The organism is Ekhidna sp. (assembly GCF_965247405.1).
Lineage (GTDB): Bacteria > Bacteroidota > Bacteroidia > Cytophagales > Cyclobacteriaceae > Ekhidna.
In genome coordinates, this window is sequence record NZ_OZ252014.1 from 2,668,070 (window position 1) to 2,693,386 (window position 25,317).

General features: G+C 42.2%; 26 protein-coding genes. 12 read left to right on the plus strand and 14 right to left on the minus strand.

Annotated features, from left to right (window positions below; genetic code table 11):
- Positions 1-80: 80 nt before the first annotated feature.
- From ACP14Y_RS12080 to ACP14Y_RS12090, 3 genes are read right to left on the minus strand one after another with little or no spacing between them, the layout of a single operon-like run.
- The gene (locus ACP14Y_RS12080) at positions 81-803 is read right to left on the minus strand and encodes an RluA family pseudouridine synthase (RefSeq protein ID WP_424963218.1); all 723 of its coding nucleotides are present in this window, start codon (positions 801-803) and stop codon (positions 81-83) included.
- Positions 796-1,875, minus strand: a complete 1,080-nt coding sequence (locus tag ACP14Y_RS12085) for a sensor histidine kinase (protein WP_424963219.1) — start codon at positions 1,873-1,875, stop codon at positions 796-798. Before ACP14Y_RS12085 ends, ACP14Y_RS12080 begins: the two co-directional genes overlap by 8 nt.
- 15 nt (positions 1,876-1,890) lie before the next feature.
- Positions 1,891-2,577: a response regulator transcription factor gene (locus ACP14Y_RS12090; protein WP_424963220.1), complete on the minus strand. Its 687-nt coding sequence runs from the start codon at positions 2,575-2,577 to the stop codon at positions 1,891-1,893.
- Positions 2,578-2,902: 325 nt separating this feature from the next.
- On the opposite strand from ACP14Y_RS12090, the gene ACP14Y_RS12095 reads away from it, so the two are divergent.
- A complete protein-coding gene (locus ACP14Y_RS12095; protein ID WP_424963221.1) occupies positions 2,903-4,426 on the plus strand; it encodes a S8 family peptidase in 1,524 nt (507 codons plus the stop codon).
- A 56-nt stretch (positions 4,427-4,482) separates the two neighbouring features.
- Here ACP14Y_RS12095 and ACP14Y_RS12100 read toward each other — a convergent pair whose 3' ends face one another.
- Positions 4,483-5,499 (minus strand): aminopeptidase, encoded by a 1,017-nt coding sequence (locus ACP14Y_RS12100; RefSeq protein WP_424963222.1) that lies wholly within the window; start codon positions 5,497-5,499, stop codon positions 4,483-4,485.
- A 72-nt stretch (positions 5,500-5,571) separates the two neighbouring features.
- Here ACP14Y_RS12100 and ACP14Y_RS12105 point away from each other — a divergent pair, with 72 nt between their 5' ends.
- On the plus strand, positions 5,572-5,985 hold the full coding sequence (locus ACP14Y_RS12105) for a hypothetical protein (RefSeq protein WP_424963223.1): 414 nt from the start codon (positions 5,572-5,574) through the stop codon (positions 5,983-5,985).
- On the opposite strand, the gene ACP14Y_RS12110 is transcribed toward ACP14Y_RS12105, so the two are convergent.
- The 4 genes from ACP14Y_RS12110 to ACP14Y_RS12125 form a co-directional block, all read right to left on the minus strand.
- Complete coding sequence (locus tag ACP14Y_RS12110) at positions 5,982-6,599, minus strand: SiaB family protein kinase (protein WP_424963224.1); 618 nt, start codon at positions 6,597-6,599, stop codon at positions 5,982-5,984. The two genes, ACP14Y_RS12105 and ACP14Y_RS12110, sit on opposite strands and share 4 nt — an antisense overlap.
- A 106-nt stretch (positions 6,600-6,705) precedes the next feature.
- Entirely contained in the window at positions 6,706-6,930 is a 225-nt protein-coding gene (locus ACP14Y_RS12115; protein WP_424963225.1) for a hypothetical protein, read from the minus strand.
- Between the two features lie 153 nt (positions 6,931-7,083).
- Complete coding sequence (locus tag ACP14Y_RS12120; RefSeq protein ID WP_424963226.1) at positions 7,084-9,678, minus strand: ABC transporter permease; 2,595 nt, start codon at positions 9,676-9,678, stop codon at positions 7,084-7,086.
- A 3-nt stretch (positions 9,679-9,681) separates the two neighbouring features.
- Positions 9,682-10,020, minus strand: coding sequence for a PadR family transcriptional regulator (locus tag ACP14Y_RS12125; protein ID WP_424963227.1), 339 nt, complete (start codon positions 10,018-10,020; stop codon positions 9,682-9,684).
- 171 nt (positions 10,021-10,191) lie between these two features.
- Between ACP14Y_RS12125 and recA the strand changes: the two genes are divergently transcribed.
- Both recA and ACP14Y_RS12135 read left to right on the plus strand, forming a co-directional pair.
- Positions 10,192-11,187, plus strand: coding sequence for a recombinase RecA (gene recA, locus ACP14Y_RS12130; protein WP_424963228.1), 996 nt, complete (start codon positions 10,192-10,194; stop codon positions 11,185-11,187).
- A gap of 75 nt (positions 11,188-11,262) precedes the next feature.
- The gene (locus ACP14Y_RS12135) at positions 11,263-11,826 is read left to right on the plus strand and encodes a dihydrofolate reductase family protein (RefSeq protein WP_424963229.1); all 564 of its coding nucleotides are present in this window, start codon (positions 11,263-11,265) and stop codon (positions 11,824-11,826) included.
- Here ACP14Y_RS12135 and ACP14Y_RS12140 read toward each other — a convergent pair.
- A complete protein-coding gene (locus ACP14Y_RS12140; RefSeq protein WP_424963230.1) occupies positions 11,810-13,069 on the minus strand; it encodes an ABC transporter permease in 1,260 nt (419 codons plus the stop codon). The genes ACP14Y_RS12135 and ACP14Y_RS12140 overlap by 17 nt on opposite strands.
- A 196-nt stretch (positions 13,070-13,265) precedes the next feature.
- Between ACP14Y_RS12140 and queA the strand changes: the two genes are divergently transcribed.
- The 3 genes from queA (at position 13,266) to ACP14Y_RS12155 (ending at position 15,798) form a co-directional block, all read left to right on the plus strand.
- Positions 13,266-14,312, plus strand: coding sequence for a tRNA preQ1(34) S-adenosylmethionine ribosyltransferase-isomerase QueA (queA, locus tag ACP14Y_RS12145; protein WP_424964435.1), 1,047 nt, complete (start codon positions 13,266-13,268; stop codon positions 14,310-14,312).
- Between the two features lie 4 nt (positions 14,313-14,316).
- Entirely contained in the window at positions 14,317-14,958 is a 642-nt protein-coding gene (locus ACP14Y_RS12150; RefSeq protein WP_424963231.1) for a 2-C-methyl-D-erythritol 4-phosphate cytidylyltransferase, read from the plus strand.
- 63 nt (positions 14,959-15,021) lie between these two features.
- Positions 15,022-15,798 (plus strand): response regulator transcription factor, encoded by a 777-nt coding sequence (locus ACP14Y_RS12155; RefSeq protein WP_424963232.1) that lies wholly within the window; start codon positions 15,022-15,024, stop codon positions 15,796-15,798.
- Positions 15,799-15,847: 49 nt separating this feature from the next.
- On the opposite strand, the gene ACP14Y_RS12160 is transcribed toward ACP14Y_RS12155, so the two are convergent.
- Both ACP14Y_RS12160 and ACP14Y_RS12165 read right to left on the minus strand, forming a co-directional pair.
- A complete protein-coding gene (locus tag ACP14Y_RS12160; RefSeq protein WP_089356648.1) occupies positions 15,848-16,069 on the minus strand; it encodes a DUF2795 domain-containing protein in 222 nt (73 codons plus the stop codon).
- A 142-nt stretch (positions 16,070-16,211) separates the two neighbouring features.
- Positions 16,212-17,411, minus strand: coding sequence for a DUF349 domain-containing protein (locus ACP14Y_RS12165; RefSeq protein ID WP_424963233.1), 1,200 nt, complete (start codon positions 17,409-17,411; stop codon positions 16,212-16,214).
- A gap of 56 nt (positions 17,412-17,467) precedes the next feature.
- Between ACP14Y_RS12165 and ettA the strand changes: the two genes are divergently transcribed.
- From ettA to ACP14Y_RS12180, 3 genes are read left to right on the plus strand one after another with little or no spacing between them, the layout of a single operon-like run.
- The gene (ettA, locus tag ACP14Y_RS12170) at positions 17,468-19,150 is read left to right on the plus strand and encodes an energy-dependent translational throttle protein EttA (RefSeq protein WP_424963234.1); all 1,683 of its coding nucleotides are present in this window, start codon (positions 17,468-17,470) and stop codon (positions 19,148-19,150) included.
- A 5-nt stretch (positions 19,151-19,155) separates the two neighbouring features.
- Complete coding sequence (locus tag ACP14Y_RS12175; protein WP_424963235.1) at positions 19,156-20,433, plus strand: amidohydrolase family protein; 1,278 nt, start codon at positions 19,156-19,158, stop codon at positions 20,431-20,433.
- Complete coding sequence (locus ACP14Y_RS12180) at positions 20,430-20,714, plus strand: hypothetical protein (RefSeq protein WP_424963236.1); 285 nt, start codon at positions 20,430-20,432, stop codon at positions 20,712-20,714. The genes ACP14Y_RS12175 and ACP14Y_RS12180 overlap by 4 nt, the downstream gene beginning before the upstream one ends.
- Before the next feature lie 205 nt (positions 20,715-20,919).
- Here the strand turns inward: ACP14Y_RS12180 and ACP14Y_RS12185 are convergent, their stop codons facing one another.
- The 3 genes from ACP14Y_RS12185 to ACP14Y_RS12195 are packed head-to-tail and all read right to left on the minus strand — an operon-like array spanning position 20,920 to position 22,826.
- On the minus strand, positions 20,920-21,609 hold the full coding sequence (locus ACP14Y_RS12185; RefSeq protein ID WP_424963237.1) for a head GIN domain-containing protein: 690 nt from the start codon (positions 21,607-21,609) through the stop codon (positions 20,920-20,922).
- A 45-nt stretch (positions 21,610-21,654) separates the two neighbouring features.
- Positions 21,655-22,152, minus strand: a complete 498-nt coding sequence (locus ACP14Y_RS12190) for a CAP domain-containing protein (protein ID WP_424963238.1) — start codon at positions 22,150-22,152, stop codon at positions 21,655-21,657.
- The gene (locus ACP14Y_RS12195) at positions 22,149-22,826 is read right to left on the minus strand and encodes a ceramidase domain-containing protein (protein WP_424963239.1); all 678 of its coding nucleotides are present in this window, start codon (positions 22,824-22,826) and stop codon (positions 22,149-22,151) included. The genes ACP14Y_RS12190 and ACP14Y_RS12195 overlap by 4 nt, the downstream gene beginning before the upstream one ends.
- 222 nt (positions 22,827-23,048) lie before the next feature.
- Here ACP14Y_RS12195 and egtB point away from each other — a divergent pair, with 222 nt between their 5' ends.
- Positions 23,049-24,308, plus strand: coding sequence for an ergothioneine biosynthesis protein EgtB (egtB, locus tag ACP14Y_RS12200; protein WP_424963240.1), 1,260 nt, complete (start codon positions 23,049-23,051; stop codon positions 24,306-24,308).
- Between the two features lie 7 nt (positions 24,309-24,315).
- Complete coding sequence (egtD, locus tag ACP14Y_RS12205) at positions 24,316-25,272, plus strand: L-histidine N(alpha)-methyltransferase (RefSeq protein ID WP_424963241.1); 957 nt, start codon at positions 24,316-24,318, stop codon at positions 25,270-25,272.
- Positions 25,273-25,317: the final 45 nt, after the last annotated feature.

Sequence of the window (25,317 nt, forward strand, 5' to 3'; positions counted from 1 at the left end):
ATTTTATGATGTCAAAATCTGTCCTCCCGAAAAAGGGACACAAAAATAGAAGTTTGTTTTGAGAAAACAAACCCACTACTCTAATTAAATTTCCTTAAGAGCTTGAGTAACACAGAGAAATCTTTGGGATATGCTGCTTCTACCTCTATCACTTGCTCATTCAAATCCCGAAATGCTACTTGATATGAATGCAAAGCTACACGATTAATTATGGGATTTTCTTCTTCCCATTTTTTGTAATTATAATTTCTTTTCAATTCAGATAAATAGGCCGGGTCTCCTCCATAACCCGGATCATTGACGATGGGTGCCTCGTGATGGGCCAAGTGCGCACGTATTTGATGCATGCGGCCTGTAACGGGAAAGCATTTTACCAAGCTGTGCTTTTTGTAGATCTCCAACGTTGTGATCAAGGTGAATGCTGGTTTCCCCGTACGGAAATCGACCCTTGATTTGGTCGATGTGGTATATAGTGGCTCATCTGCTTCAAAATCTTCGAATTTGTGTAGGCCATTGATGACTGCATGATACACCTTCTTTACTTCACGGTTTTCAAGTTGCATCGCGAAGTTCCTGTATGCGTCAGGGTGCTTAGCAAAAACCACCACTCCTGAAGTTTCTTTATCCAAACGATGACAGATTTGATAATTTTCATTTACCTCTTTAGCGAGGCTCAATAGATTTTTGCTTTCCGCCCGATCATCCAGACTTGCTATAAAAGGAGGTTTGTTTACAACAATGTAATTATCATTCTCAGTGATGATCAGATCACTGAATGAGATTTTTTTGAGATTTTTATGCATAGTCTTCTTCCTCTTCCCATCCTTCGTCCACCTTATCTATGTAATTGGCTTTTTCGAGCTCAAAGTAAAATTTGGAACCTATTTTATATTCACTTTCTACCATGATTTCCGAGTTGTGGCTTTCCAGGATGTGCTTCACAATAGACAATCCAAGGCCTGTTCCTCCTTTTTCCCTGGATCTACTTTTATCTACCCGATAAAAGCGCTCGAAAATACGCGAAATATCTGATTCCGGGATGCCCCTACCTGTGTCAGTCACAATAATTCGTATTTTGTCACCAGCAATTTCCCGAAATCCGATTTTTGCCTGTCCTCCTTTTTTTGTGTATTTGATGGCATTCGAAATCAGGTTGAGCATAACCTGATAAATGCGACGATAGTCCCCTCTGACAATGATTGGGTCTTTATATTTCTTCGACATCTTTAGCTCAACTCCTTTTTTGTCCGCCTTATCTTCCAGTTGTTCCAGTATTTCAGCACACATGCCTCGCATATCAAAATTCTCGAAATGCATTTTGATTTCGCCGGATTCTATTTGGGAGATAGTTAGAATATCCTGCACCAATAAATCAAGTGCATCGAGGCTCTTGGCTGCTTTCCTCAAGAATTTTTTTCGAACCTCCTTATCGTTGATTGCACCGTCTAAAAGTGTGTGAACAAACCCTTGTGCCGCGAAAATGGGAGTCTTGAGTTCATGTGACACATCAGCGATAAATTCCCTTCTGAAATTTTCACGTTCTTTTAGCTCTTCAATTTCACGCTCCTTGCTCTTGGCAAAACTTGAAATCTCCCTGTTAATTCTCTTTAGTGGATTCACTGATGAGAGTCGGCCCCTTAAGGTGATTTCGCTTTCCTTCAATTTTTTCAAGGACTCATAAATGGTCTCAATCTGGCGGAAAAAGAGAAACTCCAGAACAAGGCGAACCAAGATGTATGAGGAAGAAAAAGACAATAAAAAGGCGATCACTATAGAAGTGGTAGTAATGTTTGGCACCAAATACAGGAACGCAGTAGTTATGGTCGCCACACACAACGCTAATAATAACGCTATCGCACGAGAATTAAATTGCATAGGGGCTAATTATAATTAATTAGCGTCGAATTTGTATCCTACGCCTTTCACTGTTGTAATATGATCGTTTCCGATCTTCTCTCTCACCTTTCTTATATGTACATCAACCGTTCGTGCAAGTACATATACATCTGTCCCCCAGATATTTTGCAGAAGTTCATCCCTACTAAATACTTTGCCAGGGTTTTGAGCCAGAAAGTAGAGTAGTTCAAATTCCTTCTTAGGAAGTGAGATTTTTTCCTCACCGTTCTTTACGGTGTAGCTGGTTCTGTCTACCACCAGTTCCCCGATGGTAATGGTGTTGGATTCTTTTTTCTTTTTAGACTCTCTCCTAAAGAGTGCATTGATTCTGCTTACTAATGCACGAGGCTTAATCGGCTTGGTGATATAGTCATCGGCACCCATATCAAAAGCGGCAACTTCGGAATACTCTTCCGAACGAGCGGTTAGAAAAATCACGAAGGTATTGGCCATTTCAGGGAGCTCCCTGATTTGACGACAGGTCTCCACTCCATCTTGCTTGGGCATCATGATATCTAGTAGTATCAGGTCAGGAACAAAGCTTTTTGCTATCTCCACGCCCTTGATCCCATCGCTGGCAGTTTTAACTTCATATCCTTCCTTGCTGAGGTTATACTTCAACAATTCCAGGATGTCAGCTTCATCATCTACAACAAGAATTTTTTGATTGTTTTTAGCCATTTTCTAGAGTGGTTGTCTCGGTAACTTTTACTTAAATCATTCTTTACATTTTGGTAAACCCACAGCCAGATCCAAACAGAATGTGGCGGCTTTGAACCATCTCATTCAACGTTATTCAAAATTACTCAGAAATCAACTGTATGTTAAAAAGGTAACAATTTGGTAAAGCTGAAATTAAAAAGCTGATGAATTTGGGTTTTGATCCTAAAGGCCAAATAAGATTGCGGACAAATCCTGAATTTTAATTAAATTAGAAAATAAATACTCTGCATGCATACTATTTTGTTTGTGGGGTATCATGTTTAACAACTTTAACCTAATCGTAATGAAACACACTAAAATCAGCTTGGTGTTGCTAGGATTTCTATTGCTGGCATGTAACAATGAATCAGATGTAGAACCGATACCTGAGCAACAAGACCCCATCGCAAAATCTGAAATTGACGACACCATCATTGGCTCACTACAAGATGATGATGAGTTTAACTGGAGTGAAGCATCCGACGAAATGATATGGAGCGCATTGATACATAGCGACTCAATATTGACAGTGGGATATCAGCCAGCAGACGAATCAGATGTTAATGGACGGATTTCTGAAATCGATATTCAGCAAGAAGCCTGGGTATCTGTTTCGAATGACCTGATCGACAACACTGTCACATTGCTGCAAGGGGAGAATGAAAGTATTCAAGAAGCAGACTTGAACATCCAGAAACATGATGTTTTACCTTTCATAGATATGAAGGTGAGCAGTCTGGAAGCGGTGAAGTACCTGAGGTCGCTTGCAACAGTCAGATATGCAGAACCTCTGGGATATGAGGTAGACTTTCCAACTGTTGATGGCGGAAGGACCGAAAGCAGCAAAGGCTGCAGCAATGATCCTGACTATGGGTTGCCAGCCAGTGATTATGTAAATATTGCTCCGGGAGCAAAAGCTTCATGGCATTTGTATGCTAATAATGTAGTAAATGCATGGAACTCGAGCACAGGGAGTGGAATCGGAATAGGATTGATTGATACCGGAATTTCACCAAATCAGGATAACCTTAACAGCAACTTTAATTCAGGTTACTCCAGTGGTCGGTATGTTAATAAATATGGCTTTTATGTAAGCTCATGGTGGTGGTGGGCCAGCCCTGATGGACCGGATGATGATTGTGGGCATGGTACTGCCATGGCGGGGGTGATGGCTGCTCCTAGAAGTACGGATGGTTCATCTGTAGGTGTCGCTTATAATGCCAACCTGGTTGCTGTTCGCGGGACTGGAGATGTTGTAATTAATGGAGGAAAGGAAAAAACCGGAGTGGCAGATGCACTTGTTTACCTTGGCAATAGAAATGATGTGAAAATTATTAGCATGTCTATAGGAGACGTGTTTTCAAATTCCAAAGTGGCTGACGCGGTAAGATATGCCTACGGTCGAGGCAAATTGATTTTTGCTGCGGCAGGTACTTCGACTACTTGGACCAATTGGTACGGAGTGATCTTCCCGGCATCTATGAGCGAAACAGTAGCTGTTACAGGCATTAAAGAGAGTGGATACACACGCTGTGATGTTTGTCACTCTGGTAGTAAGGTAGACTTTACCGTGATTATGGAAAGAACCGGATCAAACAACCATCCACTTTCATTGGCCATGAGCGGAAACCAGCCTTCTACGGTAGGAGGATCATCAGTGGCAACAGCCACAGCAGCAGGGGTTGCTGCGCTTGTTTGGGGGAAAAACCCGAGCATGACCCGCGACCAGGTATTAAACAAAATGAAACAAACGGCTGACCTTTATCCAGGTAGAAGTTCATCATTTGGCTGGGGCACGCTGGATGCTGCAGCAGCGGTCAATTACTAAGAAGTTTATTAATTCCCTCACCTAATTAAAGCGTCAGAACATTGTTCTGACGTTTTTTATTCATGATAATCTTTCATTTCCTGAATAAATAACTTTAGGTCGTTTGCATAATCTTTTGTTAATAGCGCCTTCAGCGAATCCTTGGCGGAGTAATATCTGAGATAGGACATAAAGTAGGCATTGTTTGGTCTTCCGGTTAGGAATATTTTATAATATCTAGGGTCGTGAAAGTGTAGCGTGTCTATGGAGCTGATGATGCGATCGATCATGATGTGCTTTTGAACTGATTTAATGGAATCATTTGCTCCATCCAGAGATTGATAAAGCGAGTCAAGCATTTGAGTGGCAAGCAACATCTGATTTCTGAAGGTCTGACTGTCATCTTCTGCTAGAAGATAATCGAAATACGGAACGGAATTTTTACCGTATTTCATGTTGAGAAACAGGACTGCACCCCGTTCGCCAATGAATGAAGCCAGGTTTTCATTGAGTTCTATTTGATCTTTGACAAATATGGTTGAATGAGTCAGTTCATGAATAATCAATTCCGCAAGCGCTCCTTCAGGTCGCTCCAACATGTTTGAAAGAATAGGGTCGTTGGTCCAGCCCAAAGTAGACCAGCCACTGACAGGACGAATGCGTACATCATAGCCATCGTCTTTTAGCACTTCCATTTCATTTTTCGCCTGATCCAAATCAAAGAAACCTTTGTAGGGGAAGGATCCTAGCAAGGGGAATGTCCACACTTTAGGCTCAAGTGCATAGGGTTGTGATGCTGAAAGATTCCAAAGGCTTACCTCACCTTCCTGATCATAATAAGAGGTGTAGTTGTCAGATCTTTCCAACCCCAGTTCATCAAAAGCAAAAGTTCGTGTCTCCTGAATAATGATGATTTTCTGTTTGATACTGTCAGCAACAGTAGTATCATTCAATACGTCCTCGACAGGAACTGTATTAAAAGTGATACTTAGTTGCCCTTTGGCCTGCTGAAACCCATAAGTAACCGTATTCCAAAACACAACAATCAGTATGACCACTATGATAAGAACGCCCCAACTCACTTTTTTAATCATCCCACAACTTTATTTATTGTTTATCGTAAGATACCTTGCAATACATAGTAATGAAAATAACCATTTTTACTCATGGACTTAAAAGATCACGACAACAACCTTCGAATCATTGGTAAAATTTTTATTGTTATTGGGCTCATTCTGGTGCCATTATCTATTTCTACTTTCTTTTTTGTGGACATGATCAGTCATAGTGATCTATGGCACGAGATCAGGCATTTTGACGTCATGTTTATGGAAATACATCCTCCGCAGAATTTGCTTTATATGCTACCGATCCTTCAAACTCTTGCATTGGTCGTTTTTGTGATTTCCGGGTACGGCCTGGCTACTCAGCAGTCATGGGGTAAGAAGTTTGCGATTGTCCCTGCGGTACTTTTATTATTCAAATTTCCTATTGGAACTGCGCTTGGAGGCTACATGATCTATGCGATTCATTATGTACCTAAGGAAGAGCAGGTGACGAATGGGAATGAAACTGCTTAAGCTTCTTCATTAGCTTTAGCCACACGCATCGTCAAAATAAAGAAGCAGGAAACCTCATTATCCGGCTCAAAGTAATACTCGTATTTGGTGCCGGTTTTTTTGGCAATATCAATAAATCCCAGCCCTGCACCACCGGTATCACCAATCTCTGAGTTCATCATGGCATCTCTGTATAGCTGTTTAATTCCATCTGCATCCAGTGAATTGATATTATCCAGAACATCGCGAAGTGTTACTGCACTTTTAATTTCAATATTATTCCCGGTTGTGATGAAGTATTCATTCTCATTATGACCAATCAGGAATATCCCTTTCTTCACAAGGCCTTGTTCAAGAGAATTGGATTCCTCTTCAGACTGACTATCCGCATGCTTGCAAATGTTTTGGAGGGATTCCATCATCACGTGATAGACCCTTTTGGTAACCCGCCGGTTTTCATTTCGGGTACTAAGGTCCTCAGAGATCATATCAGTGATCCCGTCGATGGTGGCCTGAGTTACATTGCCCATGAAGACCACATTGAGGTGGGATTCGGTCATCATCTTTTTGAAATTGATGACCGTTTTTAGGTGCTTCAATTGCTTGTATACTTGCTCATACCCATTATTATCCATGGTCGCTGATCAGGTTAATGGATCGACAAGATAATGAAGAAGCTTTGGAGATGAAATATCCGGACGACATTTGCCGGATTCAAACTCCAAAATACCTATTAGGTGATTAAGCGCTAATTTGTGTTGGTGTAAACTCTAATGTCTCCAGATTTTTTTCAGCCGCCCATGATCGAAGTGCGTTCAGTTGATCTTCGTAGATCATCACCTTGTGATCAAAGGAAGATCGGGTGTGTTGAATATCCGTTTCAATAAAATCGATCAGGGAAGTCCGGGAAGGAAATGAGACTGAATACATCAGCCCCTCGTTTTTGATGAGTAAAGCGTTTGTCATATGTCTGGCGGTTTATTTGTTTAAATAAAACTCAAAAATCCCGCACAAGTTGGCGCCGTTCGATGGATGGTATGAATTTTTAGATAATCGGTGTAAATGCGTAAGATCAGGTAAGCATAATGCTTAATTATGGGATTTTAGAGGACTTATTAGCTACTCCGTACGAAGAGCATTGACAGGGTTGTTCAAGGCTGCTTTGATAGACTGATAGCTGACCGTCAAAAAGGCGACTGCAAATCCAGCTATCGCAGAAAATACAAATACCCAGACAGAAAGATCTATTCGATAGGCATAGGACTGAAGCCAGTTTTCCATCATCAACCACCCCAGCGGTAGTGCGATAAATAAAGACACTAAAACGAGTCTGGAAAAATCAAAAGCCAACAAGGCAAACAGGTTAGGCACGGAAGCACCAAGTACTTTCCTGACACTAATTTCTTTCTTTCGCTGCACCACAGCATATGAAACCAGGCCAAAAAGCCCAAGGCATGAAATTAAAATAGCAAGCAAGGCAAAATAGGCTGCCAGGTTTCCCGTTCGTTTTTCAGCCATATACATGTCATTAAAATCAGCATCGAGGTAGTGCATGGTTAATTCTCTATTGGGGAATAGATCATTCCAAACTTTTTCAATTTTAGCATGTACAGTTTCTTCCTGCATGGGGTTGTATTTGATGTAAGTTCTATTCAATTGGTTCGATCTGAATATAACCATAGGCTCTATGGAGGTGTGAATTGACTTGAAATTGAAGTCTGAAAGCAGTCCAACGATTTTGTAATCAATGGTACCTGTTACCGTCTCTCCAATGGGCTCCTCGTATCCCATAATCTCAGCCGCCCGCTCATTCACAATGACGGCTGCAGAATCCGTGCTGCTAAAATTTCTGCCGGCTTTCAAATTCATTTGCATAGTAGGGATGTAGTTTTCATCGATACTCATGTAGTGGATCAAAATTTTGTCATCTGGATTTTTTCCAGGCCATGAAAATCCTGAGCTACTTGAATAAATATATCCGGGATGGCGATTAGATGATCCTACGCTTTGAATGCCTGAGAGGCTTCTGACTTGTTCGTTGAAAAGCTGGCTTTTATTTGGAGCAACAAATGTGTAAGCAACATGATCCTTATTGTAACCTATATCAGCATTTTGGATGTAGTCAAACTGCTGATAGACCACTAGCGTACTGATGATTAGTGTCACGGAGATCGAAAATTGGATCACGACCAATGTTTTTCTAAGAAGGCCTCCTTTCGGAGAGCTTGAATTGCTTTTCAGGGTGTTGGAAGGCTTAATAGCACTCAAATAGAAGGCAGGATAACATCCGGCGATCAGCCCTGTCAACAGTGCGAGTGAAACAATACCGATAAGAATGTTCAACCCTTGACCACCGGATATCAATGAGACTACCTCAAATTGTTTGGAGGCAAGCTCATTGAATGAAGGAAGTATAAGCATCACAAGAAGAGAGGCTAATGCAACAGCAATCAAAGACATTAAGATCGATTCACTTAGAAACTGCACGATGAGCTGCGACCGACTTGCGCCAACGGTTTTTCTAAGACCTACTTCCTTCATCCTCCGGGTCGCTCTGGCGGTCGATAGATTCATGAAATTGATGCATGAGATGATGAGAATAAAGACGGCAACTAATGAGAAAATCTTCACATAGGCCATCTCCCCATGCCGCGAGGTTTCAGCCGTGTAGTCAATCTCATCTAGATAGATTTCGGGTAAGGGCTGTATATACAGATCAATATTTGCAACTGCTTCAGGCGTATTATCGGTAATTACATCGGTTATTTTATCATTAAGAAGATCTGGATCAACATTTTTATCCAATTCGATGAAGGTATACAGCCAATTAGACCCCCAGTTATTCGCTCTGCCAGTATCTTCAGCCAAGAAGTGCTCAAAGTTGGTCACGTAATCAAATGCGATATGTGAATTGTCGGGTACATTTTCAATCACAGCTATTATCTCATAGGATTCCTCATTGATGGTTATGGTTTTTCCGACAGGATCGTTTTCCTTAAAGTACTTTTTCGCTAATTCTTCTGTCAAAACGAGGGCATTGAGCTGATTCTTAAAATCGTGAACCGATCCTGACACCAGCGGAAAGGTGAACATGTCGAAGAAGTCCTTATCCACCCACAATCCTGGACCTTCGCTGATTTCTCTGTCTGCGATTTTGAAATTGTCATAGTTAATTGCTGCACGGGTTGATCGCACGATTTCGGGGTAGGTCTCTCTTATGACTGGTGCCAGCGGAGTGGGGGTCACGGCGACCGGGAAATCATCCTGACCTTCATAGTGCTGAGTCTCAACTATTCGGTAGAGCACATCCTTTTTTTCATGAAATTGATCAAAGCTCAGTTCGTCCGTAACGAAGAATGTAATTAGGAATACTACAGTGATCCCTAGGGTAAGCCCGACAATGTTTAAAAATGAAAAGGAGGCATGCTTTCTGAAATTTCTGAATGCCACTTTGAGGTGATTGAATAGCATAATAGTAGCGTTTGAGTAGGTACGTTTGTTTACATAATGGCTTTCGGTGGCAACCTTGGAAACGGATCCAAACGAGGTTATCGCCTGCTCGAATGCCTCTTCCTCAGTGAGACCGGAACCCAAAAGATCATCTATGTGGTCTCGAAGATGTAATTCCATTTCGTGTCTGGAGGCATGATTGAACGCCTCATATTTTTGAAATGACTGGAGCCAGTCTTTGATGGATTTTTCGAGATCGAACATGGATTAGGTGGTTGAATGATTTTGTTTCCATAAGACTGAGAGCACCGCGTTTACCTGGTTCCACTGTTTTTCTTCGTTGATCAGCTCCTGTTTGCCAAGGTCTGTAATGGTATAATATTTTCTTGGACGTCCATTTTCTGCCAGCTCCCACTTGGCTTTAATCAGGTTTTCCTTCTCAAGTTTGTGAAGTACCGGATAGAGCATACCGTCCGACCATTCGATTTTTCCACCCGAAAGTTCCTTCAGCTTCTTTATGATCAGATAGCCGTAGCTGGTGCCCTGTTTCAGGATTCCCAAGATGATAGGCCGGGAGGAGGCCGCAGTTAAATTTTTTGATAACATAGAAGTTCATTATACATAGAAGTAAAAGGTATAACGATAAATTTGTGAAAAGGGTTGTGAACACTTAAATTATGAATAAATGCCTTTCCTAATATTTTTAGCAAAATAGCTTTTTCGGTAGGGGTGAAAAGACTAATTTTGTTTGATTTTAAAAATAGACCCAACGCATATATGGCCGAATCACAAGACAAACTGAAAGCCCTCCAGATCACCATTGACAAGCTGGAAAAAACCTACGGTAAAGGAACCGTGATGAAATTAAGCGACGAGAAGGTAATGGATGTTCCAACCATCTCTACCGGATCCTTGAGTCTGGATATGGCGCTTGGAGTGGGAGGTATCCCTCGAGGACGGATCATCGAGGTATATGGGCCGGAATCGTCTGGTAAAACTACATTGGCCATGCACTGCATTGCCGAAGCGCAGAAAGCTGGAGGGATGGCTGCTATCATCGATGCTGAGCATGCATTTGATAAGTCCTATGCGGAAAAACTGGGCATTGATACCGAAAACTTATTGATCTCACAGCCGGACAATGGAGAACAGGCGTTGGAAATTGCCGAGCACCTGATCCGATCGGGGGCTCTGGATATCATTGTGATTGACTCGGTGGCTGCTTTGGTACCTCGAGGTGAGCTGGAAGGAGAGATGGGCGACAGCAAGATGGGCTTGCAGGCACGATTGATGTCACAGGCCCTGAGAAAACTGACAGGTACCATTAATAAGACCGGCTGCTCGTGTATTTTCATCAACCAGCTACGTGAGAAGATCGGGGTGATGTTTGGTAACCCGGAAACAACGACCGGAGGTAATGCACTTAAATTTTATGCATCTGTTCGTTTGGATATCAGACGCATTGGGCAAATCAAAGAATCGGCAGATAATGTAATGGGCAACCGCACACGAGTGAAGGTGGTAAAAAATAAAGTAGCACCTCCATTCAAAATGGTGGAGTTTGATATCATGTATGGCAAGGGCATCAGCAAAAGCGGGGAGATCATCGATATCGGTGTGGAATTGGATGTCGTTCAAAAATCAGGCTCCTGGTTTTCGTATGATGGAAACAAGCTAGGGCAGGGACGTGATGCGGTAAAAGCCCTGATAGAAGACAATCCTGAGTTAATGGATGAGCTTGAGAAAAAAATAAAGGAGAAGCTGAACAGCTAAGAAACAATCCTTGATCGTTTTAAGGGAAGGTAAGCTAGGAGGCTTGCCTTTTTTGTTTGTTAATTTTAGTCTCGTATGCAACCCAAAAACAGCATTTACTTAGGCGTCAGCCTGGATGGCTACATCGCAGATAAAGACGGTGGGCTGGACTGGCTGGATATGGTCCCCAATCCGGAGGGAGACTCCATGGGGTATTTTGATTTCATGGATCGGATCGATGCGTTGGTGATGGGCCGAAAAACATTTGAAGTGGTGGATGGATTTGATGTAGAATGGCCCTATCAAAAACCGGTGTTTGTCTTGAGCAATTCACTAAAGGAGCTGCCCGGGAAATATGAAGGCAAAGCCTTTTTGGTAGGAGGGCAGTTGTCAGACGTTTTAGATGCTATCCATCAAAAAGGATATCACCGGTTGTACATTGATGGCGGAATCACCGTGCAGCAGTTTCTCCGGGAAGACCTGATCGATGAGATGATCCTGACACAGATACCCATCCTGTTAGGTGGTGGTGTGCCGCTCTTTGGTGCATTACCTCAGCAGCTGAAATTTAAGTTAGTTGATTCCAGGATTCATCTGAATCAGCTGGTTCAGAGTCACTATTTAAGGGATCGAACTGAGCAAATTACCCGGTCGTCCTAATGGCGATCACCGGATCCAGCCTTGCCGCCATCAATGCAGGCACAATCCCAGAGATCACCCCGATGATTCCTGCCACGCCAAGTCCCAGTACCACATTACCTAAAGTAAGCACCAGGTCAAGATTGCCCAGACTGGCAAGGGATAGCAACCACACCAGGAATAATCCCACGCCACCGCCAATCAAGCTGAGGAAGATGGCCTCAAAAAGAAATTGAAACAGGATAAAGTAGTTTTTCGCCCCCAGTGATTTTTGTATACCAATGATGTTGGTTCGTTCTCGAACAGACACAAACATGATATTGGCGATACCAAATCCGCCTACCAGAATGGAAAAGCCACCGATGGCCCATCCGGCCACCCCAATTACATCAAACGTAGAGCCGATGATGTTCATGATGGCATCCTGTCGATTGACTGAGAAGTTGTTTTTTTCTTTGGGTTTCAGTCCTCTTTTCGTGCGAAGTAGACCGGTGATTTCGGCTTCAAGCTCAACTAATCCCACATCATCTGGTCGGCCTTTTACGCTCACCAGCGTTTCCACCCCCCGGTTCCTGCCGGAATAAAAAAGCTTTTTAAATGACGTGTATGGAATGTAGATACTTTCATCATTGCCAGTGTCACCAAAAATGCCCTCTCCTTCTTCTTCCATCACTGCGATGATGACATATTTCAGCCCTTTGATTTTGATTTCATTCCCTATTGCATCTCCTCGAGGAAAAAGCTTTTCAGCAATCAGATGCCCGACCATCGCCACATTCTTGGCAGTGTACGATTCAGCAGCGGTAAAATATCTCCCTTCACCCACATCGCTTGCCATGTCATACACATCTTGGTGCGTGTGAGCGATTCCAAATAGCGAAACATCCGTGTAGCTACTGCTTTCAAATTTCACTGTTTCACCACCGGTTACAGCAAAAATGGTAATGCCTTCTGCATTCTTCAGGTTCTTTCGGAGAAACTCATATTCTTCATAGTTCGTGTATGGCCGCTTGATGTATTCCCACCAGGGGATGTCAGGTCCAAATTCGTATGGGAAACGACGAATATCCAAATTATTGGCATCCAAAAAGCTCAGGCTGTCTTTGATGCTTCGCTCGAGGGAATCTACCAGGGTAAATACGGCAATGATGGCAAAGATCCCGATGGTTACCCCAAGGAGGGATAGCGTTGTTCTCAGGATATTCTGTTTCAGTGCCCCCCAGGCAAATCGGAAACTCTCGATGATTAATTTGAATACTTTCACGTGTGTATTTTATCTCAAAACAAAAGTAGCGAATCAGAACCCACTTTTTTCTACAAAATAGCGATCGGTCAATGCGCTTTTCAAACGGTTAATAGGTAAGTTGACGAGTTTCACGCAGGATACGTTACAAACGTGAAACATATTTGCTAATTTTGCGCTCTTTTGATCATTAAAATAGATCCTTTTTCCTATGGGAATGAAATTATCCGAATTCAAATTCGACCTGCCATCTAGTCTTATTGCCCTACACCCAACTGAAAACCGTGACGATTCTCGATTAATGGTTGTCCACAAAGACACGGGCGAGATTGAACACAAAACATTCAAAGATGTTGTCGACTATTTTAAAGAGGATGATGTCTTTGTAATAAACGATACTAAAGTATTTCCGGCTCGCCTTTATGGAAACAAGGAGAAGACCGGAGCAAAGATTGAAGTATTCCTGCTTCGTGAACTGAACAGCGAGATGAAGTTGTGGGATGTATTGGTGGATCCGGCACGGAAAATTCGTGTAGGAAATAAGCTCTATTTCGGTGATGGAGAGTTGGTTGCCGAGGTAATCGACAACACCACCAGCAGAGGTCGTACCATTCGATTCCTGTTTGATGGAGATCATGAACAATTTTACAAAATGATCGATGCATTGGGTGAAACCCCTCTGCCGAAAGAAATTAAGCGTTCAGCTGAACCTGAAGATCGCGATCGGTTTCAGACGATTTATGCCAAGAATGTAGGAGCAGTGGCAGCTCCAACAGCAGGTATGCACTTTACTCCTCAATTGATGAAGCGTTTAGAGCTTATCGGCATAGACACTGCCCCAATCACCCTTCATGTTGGGTTAGGTACATTCCGTCCGGTGGATGTGGAAGATCTGACGAAGCACAAGATGGATTCTGAAAATTACTGGGTAGAAAAACCAACCGCTGATAGAGTGAACAGAGCCTTGTCTGAAAGATCCAAGATTTGTGCAGTGGGAACTACAGCAATGAAGACGCTGGAATCATCTGTCTCTGCTAATGGATTGTTAAAAGAGAATTCCGGCTGGACAGACAAATTCATTTTCCCTCCATATGAATTCAAAATCTGTGACGCACTGATCACCAACTTTCACTTGCCAGAATCAACCCTTTTGATGATGGCATCTGCTTTTGGTGGATATGAATTAATTCAGGAGGCTTACCAAATAGCCATCAAAGAAAAGTATCGTTTCTTCAGCTACGGAGACGCGATGCTGATTATCTAATGGTTTGAAAAAATATGCCGTCATAGTGGCCGGAGGCAAAGGCACACGTATGAAAAGCGATGTGCCTAAGCAATTTCTGCCAATTGATGGAATACCCATAATCATTCTCACCATCCGGAAGTTCTTCGCATATGACCAAAATATTGGCGTAATTGTCGTACTTCCTGAAGCTCACATCAAGCAGTGGGAAGCCATCCGGTTTCAATATTTTCCCGATGCAAAAATTCAGGTTACCACCGGAGGTATCACCCGAAGTGCTTCTGTTTTATCTGGTCTTGGGCTTATTTCTGAGGATGGACTGGTTGCCATTCACGACGCGGTTAGACCTTTTGTATCTACGGATACCATCCGTGATTCTTTTGAGGCAGCAGAAAAACATGGGTCGGGTGTGGCTGTAGTGGCGTTAAAGGACTCCATCAGGGAGTTGGAGGGGACAGCCTCCATTGCGCGTGACCGCTCCAACTACGTATTGGTACAAACACCGCAAACATTCGATGTAAAAAGGCTGAAGGAAGCTTACAAGAAAGCCGGAGCTGGAGTATTTACAGATGATGCAAGTGTGTTTGAGGTAGCAGGAAACGTTGTTAGCCTGGTTGATGGAAGCTACGGCAATATTAAGATTACGACACCTGAGGATTTGAATTAGGCTTAAATAGCAATCTTTTATTAGATTGGTTTATCAATTGATAATGTTTATCAAAACCAGTCTATGAAAAGGAGGATTGTTGATTCGTATAGTGACATTTTTGCTACGTTCAAAGAATTCAAAGGAGAGACCCTTGAAAAACATGTAGAGAAGCTTAGGCAGCTCGATCAGCTTATTCCACACAGTGCTACTTTCTTTTGTGTGACCAATACCAGTGACCAGTCTTTTGAATATGTAAGCAAAAATTTTGAGCCGGCCATACGTCTGGATATTGATGATATGGTGGAAAATGGTATGAAATTTTGGTGGAGCCGAATGCATCAGGAGGAAATGAATACCTGGCTACAATCGCTAAAGGATTTAATGGATTTCACCATGGAGAATATTGCGTTGGAAGATCGAAGGAGAATGACCTATACGTGGAACTATCGGGTGAAAGATGGAAACGAAACGTTCAAAAACATCATTCAGCATACCACGCCGATGTTTTTTGATGACCAAGGAAAGCCAATAATTGGCTTGGCCCACTACTCTGTATTGGAGGCGCATGAAACCTTGCCTATCCAGGCCACCGCTAAGATTTTAAATGCCAACGATGAGTATGAGACCCTTTTTTATCAAATGTATGGAGGGCAAAAACTATTGGTTCAGGATATCACACATCGGGAGCGGGATGTACTCAGGTTGTTATCATTTGGCAATAGCAATGAGGAAATTGCTGACAAACTGAACATAAGCTCACATACGGTAAAAACCCATCGAAAGAATGTGATGACCAAGACGGACTGCAAGAATACGACCCAGCTGGTGGCTATGTGCATTCGGCAGGGGATCATATAAACAAAAAAAGCCCTGAATACAGGGCTCTTCTTTTCAATGTTTTTTATTTCTAGTATTCGTCTTCATTGAAGAAGAAATCTTCCTTTGTTGGATAGTCAGGCCAAATTTCTTCGATGTTTTCGAATGGCTGTCCATCATCCTCTAGCTCCTGCAAGTTTTCTACTACTTCCAGCGGCGCTCCGGATCTGATAGAATAATCAATAAGTTCATCCTTGGTGGCAGGCCATGGGGCGTCTTCTAAATAAGATGCAAGTTCTAGTGTCCAGTACATATTCTAGCCTCAGTTTTTAAGTCCTATTCTAATAATGCGCGCAAATATATATTATTATATTTTATACGAGCCTTAAGAAAAAATTCCTTTATCGAAAGGTAATTTTCTTACACTAAAACGCAAGAAAAAGTTGCTAAAAAATTCAAAATTCTCCTGAGTCTACCCAGTCGAGCAATTTTGACTTGATCTCAATCTTACGCTTCTGACTTCTAATCTTATTTTCAACCATTTTGTTCATTTTTCCATCGGCAGAGGAAAAATTAGCTGAATTTTCTTCATAAATCTTCAAATCTTCCTGATCACGGGAGATTAGATCGTTAATGATACTCTTGCGGATACTTTTCTTTTTATCTGCTTCCAGCTTAGAGAAGTCAGGGAATCTCTTCTGCGAAAGTTTGATAACAAATGCACGCTCATTAAGCAATTGGATCAGTTCCAGGCATTTCTGTTTATCCGGATTTCTGCCTTTATCTCTAAAAAGGAATTTTTTTATTTTCCCCAGCTCCTCACCATCAAATGCCTCTTTCCCTGATTTTATAGCCTCTAGCTTTTGGAGCGTATCAGAGTAATCAATTGATGGCTTGAATGACCTTCCTTTGAGGTTTTTGTTAAACTCAGTGTTTAGCGGTTTATAAAATTCAGCTGGTATTCCACCGGTTTCTTTCCATTGTTCCTTTAGCTCCTTCACTTTATTGAAACGCTCTTGACCATGCAAATCAGCCAGTTTCTTAGCTTCTTCAACCAACTCCTCGTACTGTTTTTTACGGTGCTCTGTCAGTTTTTGCTTGTCTTCGAAGAATTGCTTTTTTCGATCAAAAAATTCTTTTACCTGCCCCCAGAACGCTTCCTCCAACTCTTCGTTTTTTTCTTCTTCTGCGCTTCCGGTTTTAATCCAACGACTTTTCAAGTCATTAACTAGTTCGGTTGCCTCTTTCCAATTTACAATTTCAGCAATCTGTTTGCCTTCCTCCAGTAGGGCTGTTTTTATTTCGGTGTTCCTGACCCGATTTTTTTTGATGATATCTCTAACCAGGTTTTCATACTTTATAATTTGATCGTGTAAAACCTGATAATCACCGAGTCCGTCGTGTTGAGGTAGGTGCTCTTTGAGGTGCACAAGCTTCATTAAGAATGAGCCCTTGTTTTCTGTAGAGTCAATTTTTTCAGTGACCTCTCTGATCTTCTTCTCAAGGTCGGCAAATCTGTCCTGAAAAAACTGCACGGATTTTTCAGTGTCTTCATCACGAACTTCACCGATCTCCCTGTCAGCGTTTCCGCCCCAGCCCTTCTGAAAAACTTTGCTGTCTTTTATAAATCCAAATGGTACCTCTAAGATGTCCAAGGGTGAGTGTAATTCTTAAATTGCGTGGTATATTCGATTTCTAATCAAACTTAAGCATGTCAGACGAAAAGATCATCTTCTCAATGTCGGGGGTGAACAAAATTTACCCGCCGCAAAAACAAGTACTCAAGAATATTTATTTGTCATTTTTCTATGGTGCTAAAATAGGTGTCTTAGGACTAAATGGCGCAGGAAAGTCCTCTTTGTTGCGAATAATTGCAGGAAAAGACACAGAATATCAGGGGGATGTGGCGTTTTCAGATGGATATTCTGTGGGAATGCTGGAACAGGAGCCTGAGCTTGATCCTGAAAAAACGGTGATTGAAGTAGTTCGCGAGGGCGCGAAGGAAATCAATGATCTTTTGAAACAATACGAAGAAGTAAACGCCAAATTCACGGAACAAGAGGTGCTGGACGATCCGGATAAAATGAATAAACTCATCGAAAAGCAGGGACAGATCCAGGAAAAGCTGGATGCGACAGGCGCCTGGGAGATAGATCATAAACTGGAGCGAGCGATGGATGCACTACGTACTCCACCAGAAGATGCAGTGATTAAAAATTTATCAGGAGGAGAGAAAAGGAGAGTGGCTCTTTGCCGCTTATTGCTAGAGCATCCAGATGTTTTACTTCTGGATGAACCTACCAACCACCTGGATGCAGAATCCGTGTTGTGGCTAGAGCAACATCTACAACAATACGAAGGAACGGTAATCGCCGTGACCCACGATAGATATTTCCTTGATAATGTGGCTGGATGGATTTTGGAATTGGATCGGGGAGAGGGCATTCCTTGGAAAGGAAACTACAGCAGCTGGCTGGAGCAGAAAGAAAAAAGACTTGCACAGGAAGATAAGCAGGAATCGAAACGGCAGAAAACACTTCAGCGAGAGCTGGAATGGGTGCGAATGAGCCCAAAAGGACGTCAGGCCAAAGCCAAAGCCCGTTTGAGTGCTTATGATAAGTTGCTAGGAGAAGAAGCCAAAGAAAAAGAAAAGAACCTGGAGCTGTATATTCCACCTGGTCCAAGGTTAGGATCTAAGGTGATCGAAGCAAAGGAAGTAGCTAAAGGGTATGGTGATAAGCTACTTTACGAAGATCTGTCATTTAGTCTTCCACAGGGAGGTATCGTTGGGGTGATCGGACCAAATGGTGCTGGTAAGTCTACCTTGTTCAAAATGATCACAGGACAAGAGGAGCCGGATAAAGGAACCTTCGAGGTTGGTGAAACGGTAGTGATGAGCTATGTGGATCAGGAGCATGATCAATTGGATCCAAACAAATCAGTTTATGAAGTGATATCCGAAGGAAATGAAGTCATTGATCTGGGTGGTAAGGAAATGAATGCTCGTGCATATGTGAGCAAGTTCAACTTCTCCGGACAGGATCAGGGCAAAAAGGTGAGCGCCTTATCAGGAGGTGAGCGAAACAGGGTGCATTTAGCTCTGACTCTGAAGCGTGGAGCTAACCTAATCCTGTTAGATGAGCCAACGAATGATTTGGATGTGAATACCCTCCGGGCACTGGAGGAGGCGTTGGAAAACTTTGGAGGTTGTGCGGTAGTCATCAGTCACGACCGTTGGTTCCTGGATCGTATTGCAACCCATATATTGGCGTTCGAAGGCAACTCGCAAGCGTATTGGTTTGAAGGAAATTTCAGTGAATACGAAGAAAACAGGAAGAAGCGACTTGGGGACGAAGCACCGAAACGGATTAAGTACAAGAAGCTTTTGGCCTAACTAATATGAAAAATCTAGCCCTAACCTTATTCATTTTTTCTGCAGCTGTATCACTCTATGCTCAGCGAACCATTCTTCACGCTGGCAAAGTCATTGATGGCGTATCCAAAAAGGTGATGACCGAAAAATCCATTATCGTGGAAGGAAAGCAGATCACTGCGATTGAAAATGGCTATACGAATCCTGACGATGGTGATCAGGTTATCGACCTCAAGAATCATACAGTGATGCCCGGATGGATAGATATGCACGTGCATATTGAAAGTCAAACAAGTCCGGATAATTACCTTAAAAGGTTTACCAACAATCCAGCAGATATTGCTTTTAACTCAACAAATTATGCTAGGGAAACTTTAATGGCTGGGTTTACCACCGTAAGGGATTTAGGCGGGAGCGGAGTAAATATAGCTTTAAGAAATGCAATCAATGAGGGCGTGGTGGTCGGGCCAAGGATCTTCACTTCCGGTGAAGGCTTAAAAATTACCGGAGGTCATGGCGATCCAACGAATGGGTACCGTCAGGATTTAATGGGCGATCCGGGACCAATTGAGGGTGTGGTAAATGGTGTTGAAGATGCTAGAAAAGCAGTTCGGATGAGATATAAAAACGGAGCTGACGTTATTAAGATATCAGCGACAGGAGGCGTGCTCAGTGTAGCAAAAGATGGAGATGGTGCTCATTTTCAGGAAGAGGAAATCAAAGCGATCGTAGATGCTGCTACAGATTTAGGGTTCCATGTTGCTGCTCATGCGCATGGTGATGAGGGGATGAGACGGGCTGTTGCAAATGGAGTAAAGACCATTGAGCATGGTACCTATATGAGTGATGCAACCATGGATCTGATGATTCAGAAAAATGCCTTTTTGGTACCAACAATCACTGCCGGGATGGAAGTGGCTGAAAACGCCAAAAAGCCGGGTTATTACCCGAAAGTTGTTGCAGACAAGGCCAGGGTCATTGGACCAAAGATTCAGGGCACTTTTGCAAGGGCACATGAAAAAGGAGTTCCTATCGCCTTTGGCACAGATGCAGGTGTTTTTAAGCATGGTGAAAATGCCAGGGAATTTATCTACATGGTTGAGGCTGGTATGCCGGCAATGGAGACGATCATTTGCGCCACTTCAAATAATGCAACTTTACTTGGAATGGGAGATCAAATAGGAACTCTGAAAGCCGGTTTTCTGGCTGATATTGTAGCTGTGCCCGGAAATCCACTGGAAGATATCGAAGTGATGAAGGATGTGAAGTTTGTGATGAAGGAGGGTAAGATCTATAAGAATTGAGAATAGGATTTTTCTTTTCAGTAAAAACAATTGGATTACTTTTTATAATTCTTTTTACTGGCTCTAATTACCTTGAATTAAGATTTACTGACCGGGTTAGGGTAGAAGGTAAACTGACAAATCATGAGGGGCCATGGGATAGAATCAGAGGAGGAGAAAAAGAGCTTTTTCTCAAGCTTCACTACACATACTATGTTAGAGGAATCGGATATCAGAAAAAAGAAGAAATCTCGTTAAAAAATAGGGATGAGGTAGATAATTACTTAAGAGAAAGACAATAAGTCATCTTTTTTGTAGATAATAATGATCCAAAAAGAATGGTAAATCCTTCAGATGATGGGAGTGGTATTTTGCTATACTTTTCGTATCAATTCTGTTGTTTGTTCTTCGTATTGTTTCACATTTTAAAACTAAAAATCAAATTATAGAATACTAAAAAAGCCCGGTCTCCCGGACTCTAATTATTCATTTTCAATTTTTCATTCATTAGATCTTTCTTACTTTCCCACTACCTGAAGAGTTGCTAATTACCCTTTTTGGATCACCAGCATAATACACGCTTCCACTTCCGGAAATACTCGCATCAATTTCATCTGTTGCTGTGATATAGCAGCTGCCAGACCCACTGATTCTGGCTTGAAATGTTCTTACTGTTAAATCCTCAGCTTTGATTCTTCCGGATCCACTGATTCTGGCTTCAGCTTCTTCTGCAGTGCCATTCAGGCTGATGCTACCTGAGCCAGAGATGCGCAGGTCCAATTCATCACTTTCCATTTCCAGATCCATATCTCCTGACCCACTCACGGAAAGCCGGACATCCTCCGTTTGTAATTTCCCCTCTCCTTCAATGTTTCCACTTCCACTTACTGAAAGGCCCTCAATTTTGTCCATTGTCACATAGATAGTTACTTCGGATTTCCTCCAACCATTGCCCCAACTCCAACTGCCTTCCTTCTTTATCACCAGCCGGTCGCCTTTCACTTCAAATTCTATGTCTTCAAAGATTTCATCGTCACATTCGATTTCCACACGCGTGTTTGATCCTTGCTTTAGGTACAGATTGGCTGCCACTCCCAAAGAGAGTTCTGAAAAGTTTCCAACATCCACTGTTCTTTTTTGTCCGAATGACGGGCTAATTAAAACAGCGGTGAGTAGTAAGGTTATAAAAGTCTTCATTTTGATTTTTTTAGTTAGAGACATATTGTGTTTAGTAAGGTTGCATCAATAAGGCTTTTCTCCCACCCAATTGCCTGGAGGATCGTAATTGCAAACCCAAATATCCATCCCATCGCAGGTGATTTTGGCACAGCCTACTTTTTTTGTGGTGTTCCAAACGATCTGGGTGTAATGACCACACATTTTTCCTGGTTTGCATTTGTTTTTGTTGTAATTATAATCCGCTTTTTCACTGGCCCATGCATCCACGACATATGCAGCGTCAAAAGCTCCAGCTGTTCCCTTGAATAAATTTTCGCCGTACTTATTGTCCGGCCGATGTTCCCAGCCGCATCCTTTTCTTTTCAGTTTTTTAGCCCAGTCTGCGGCCAGGTCAGCCATCTCGTCCGACCATTCAAGTTTCTGAGTCACACCTACATCAGCACGCCAGTAATTATGCCGATCCAGAATCATCTGGATTTCTTCTCCGGTCAGTGCCGTTTGGTCATCGGTGTGGTTGGGAAAAATCCACAACAGACTAAGAATTAGGAAGAATATTTTCATAAAATTTTAGTTTCAAGTTCATCCTTACGGATCAGGTAAAGGTACTTTGCTAAATAAAACGCACCAATGCCACTAAAGATGTGCCACAAGAAATGTGAACCCATAGGAATCCATTCGGCAAAAGAATAATCTACTCTTCGCATCACCAGACTGAGTGATAGAAAAATAACTGAGACTAATATGGCTGAAAAATGACAATACCGGTGCTTTGACAGGTAAAAGAGGATGGGGAAGAAAATAAGAAATCCCGTGATGAAGTAGTTCAAGTTAACAGCGAATTGGCCGCTATAGAAATCAAATACCGCAAACCGTATAAATGTGAACGGGATTACTACCGTAGCTACCTGCCATCTTTTTGGAAGAATTTTATCCCAGAAGTAAACACTTACAGATAGGGTAACGATTGCCGTTGGTAATACATCCATCCATAGAAGGAAGGGTGATGATCTGGATGCATGAAAAAGTAAGCTTCCCGTTCCCCCCAGAAAGAGCAGTGGCATGAGATAATACAAAAAAGAAAATTCTTTTATTCGCCATTTGAGTCTAAAAGCCCAATAGATAGCTGGCAAAACAATAGCCAGTGATGAAATGGCATTCCAAGGCTCGGAAATAAAGGCGGTAAGATCTGTTTCGGCGTAAATGGGGCCACCATCGGTCGGTAGCATGGTTTGCATAAGCACTTTTTTAAGATTCTTTAACACTATACGATAAACTAACTGGCAGGGATTTTGATTCCCTTATCTCGTAGCAATTAGAACAATATGTTCTAGTCTTTTTTGGTTAGTTGAGGGCCCTGTCTCGCTTACGCGGGATAGGGTTTCTTTTTTTAAGAAAAGACATTTTTTCATGGATTGTGTTATTAAGATTTATAAATTGAAGAAAATCCCGAAATAGTTTTGCAATCAACAATTTCTACTCAGACCGATCTCTCAGAGCTATTTAGGAGCGTCAGAGCTCACACGCAATACTTGTGCGAACCTTTGGAGATCGAAGATTTTGTGGTTCAGCCAGTAATGGATGTGAGCCCCCTTAAATGGCATCTTGGTCACACCACCTGGTTCTTCGAAACCTTTGTTTTGAAACCAAATGTGAGTGATTATGAAGAGTTTCATCCAAAGTATCCTTTCCTGTTTAATAGCTATTATATCTCGGCCGGGGAAAGATGGACTCGTGCCAACCGTGGACAACTCACACGTCCGACAGTTAAAGAAGTTTTTGAGTATCGCGCTTATGTTGATCAGGCAATGAGCCAGTTTCTTGAAAGGAAAGAGTTTTCAAAAGAGATAAGTGAGGTGGTCGTACTTGGATGCAACCATGAGCAACAGCATCAGGAATTGTTTTTATATGATATAAAGCGAATACTGGGAGATAACCCACTCTATCCACCATACACACAAAAAGCAAGAAAAGTAAAGACGGTCGATACGCCTAAGGAATGGTTAAATGTGGATGAAGGCCTCTATAAGATAGGTTTTGAAGGGGAGGGCTTCCATTTCGATAATGAAGAAGGCCGGCATAAAGTGTTCCTTCACGAATACCAGATAGCCTCGGGTTTGGTTACCAATGGGGAGTATATGGAGTTTATGAAAGCCGGTGGCTACCGGGATCATATGCTTTGGCTCTCTGAGGCCTGGGATTGGGTCAATGAAAATGAAGTTAAAGCACCACGCTACTGGCATCAGGAAGATGGAGGGGAGTGGTGGCATTACACATTAGATGGGTATGAGCGTGTAAATGAAGAAGATCCACTCTGTCACATTTCATACTACGAAGCGGATGCTTATGCACGGTGGAAGAACTGCAGACTACCAACAGAGCAAGAATGGGAAGCTGCGTGTAACATTTACTCTCCCAATATCTTGCCTGAAACCAATTTTGTGGATGCTCATCAATTCAGACCAATCCAAACTTCTAATTTTGATTTTTTCGGGAATGTTTGGGAGTGGACATCCAGTCCATACATAGCATATCCGTTCTACAATCCTCCCGAGGGCGCCCTTGGGGAGTACAATGGAAAGTTCATGGTGAACCAAATGGTACTCAGGGGTGGTTCTTTTGGAACAACAAAAAACCATATTAGATCGACTTATCGTAATTTTTTTCATCCACATCTGCGATGGATGTTTTCGGGCATTCGTTTAGCAAAGCATATTTGATACTCACATGACAAAAGAACTAACGACCCTAACACCCCTGGCAGAGGATGTATTCGAAGGACTGCAGGCTGAAAACAAATATTTGTCGTCAAAATACTTTTATGATGCAAAAGGTGATGAGTTGTTTCAGCAAATCATGCACCTGGACGAGTATTACCTCACGCGAAAGGAACTTGAAATATTCCAAACCCATAAACAGGCAATTCTGGAGGCCATAAATGGTACTGAACCATTTAGAATTATCGAGTTGGGAGCTGGTGACGGGCTAAAAACCAAAGTTCTGTTGAAACATTTCATTGATGCAGGTGTGGACTTTACTTATACTCCGGTTGATATTTCAGGGAACGTTCTGGAAATATTGGAAGGCAACCTGAAAGCTGAAATTCCAGGATTAAAAATCGAACCCTATGAGGGGGATTACTTTGATGCTTTGGCAGAAATAGCAGAGAGTCCGGAAAAGGATATTGTGTTTTTCCTTGGTTCTAATGTTGGAAATTTCACTGAGTCAGAAGCTGTTTCTTTTCTTTCCAAACTTCAGAAATTTCTTAAGAAGGGAGACTTGCTATTCATGGGAGTTGACCTTAAAAAAGATCCTGCCATCATTTTAAATGCGTATAACGACAGACAGGGAGTTACAAGAGCGTTTAATTTAAATTTACTTGACCGCATCAACGCTGAGCTGGATGGCAACTTCGATACAGATCAGTTTTTGCATTACCCATATTATAATCCACATACAGGAGAATGCAGAAGCTATCTGATCAGCAAAATTGATCAGACGGTGACGATCATGGATGAAGAAATTCACTTCAATGCCTGGGAGGCGATCTTTATGGAAGTCTCTAAAAAATACGATAAGAACCAGCTTGCTGAATTGGCCGAAAAGTCAGGGTTTATCCAGTTACATTCATTTAACGATGAGAGATTCTGGTTTGCCGATTTGTTGTGGCAGAAGGATGAATAATCTAATCAAAGGGAGGGTTTTCTCATATCTTGTCGTCAATTAAGA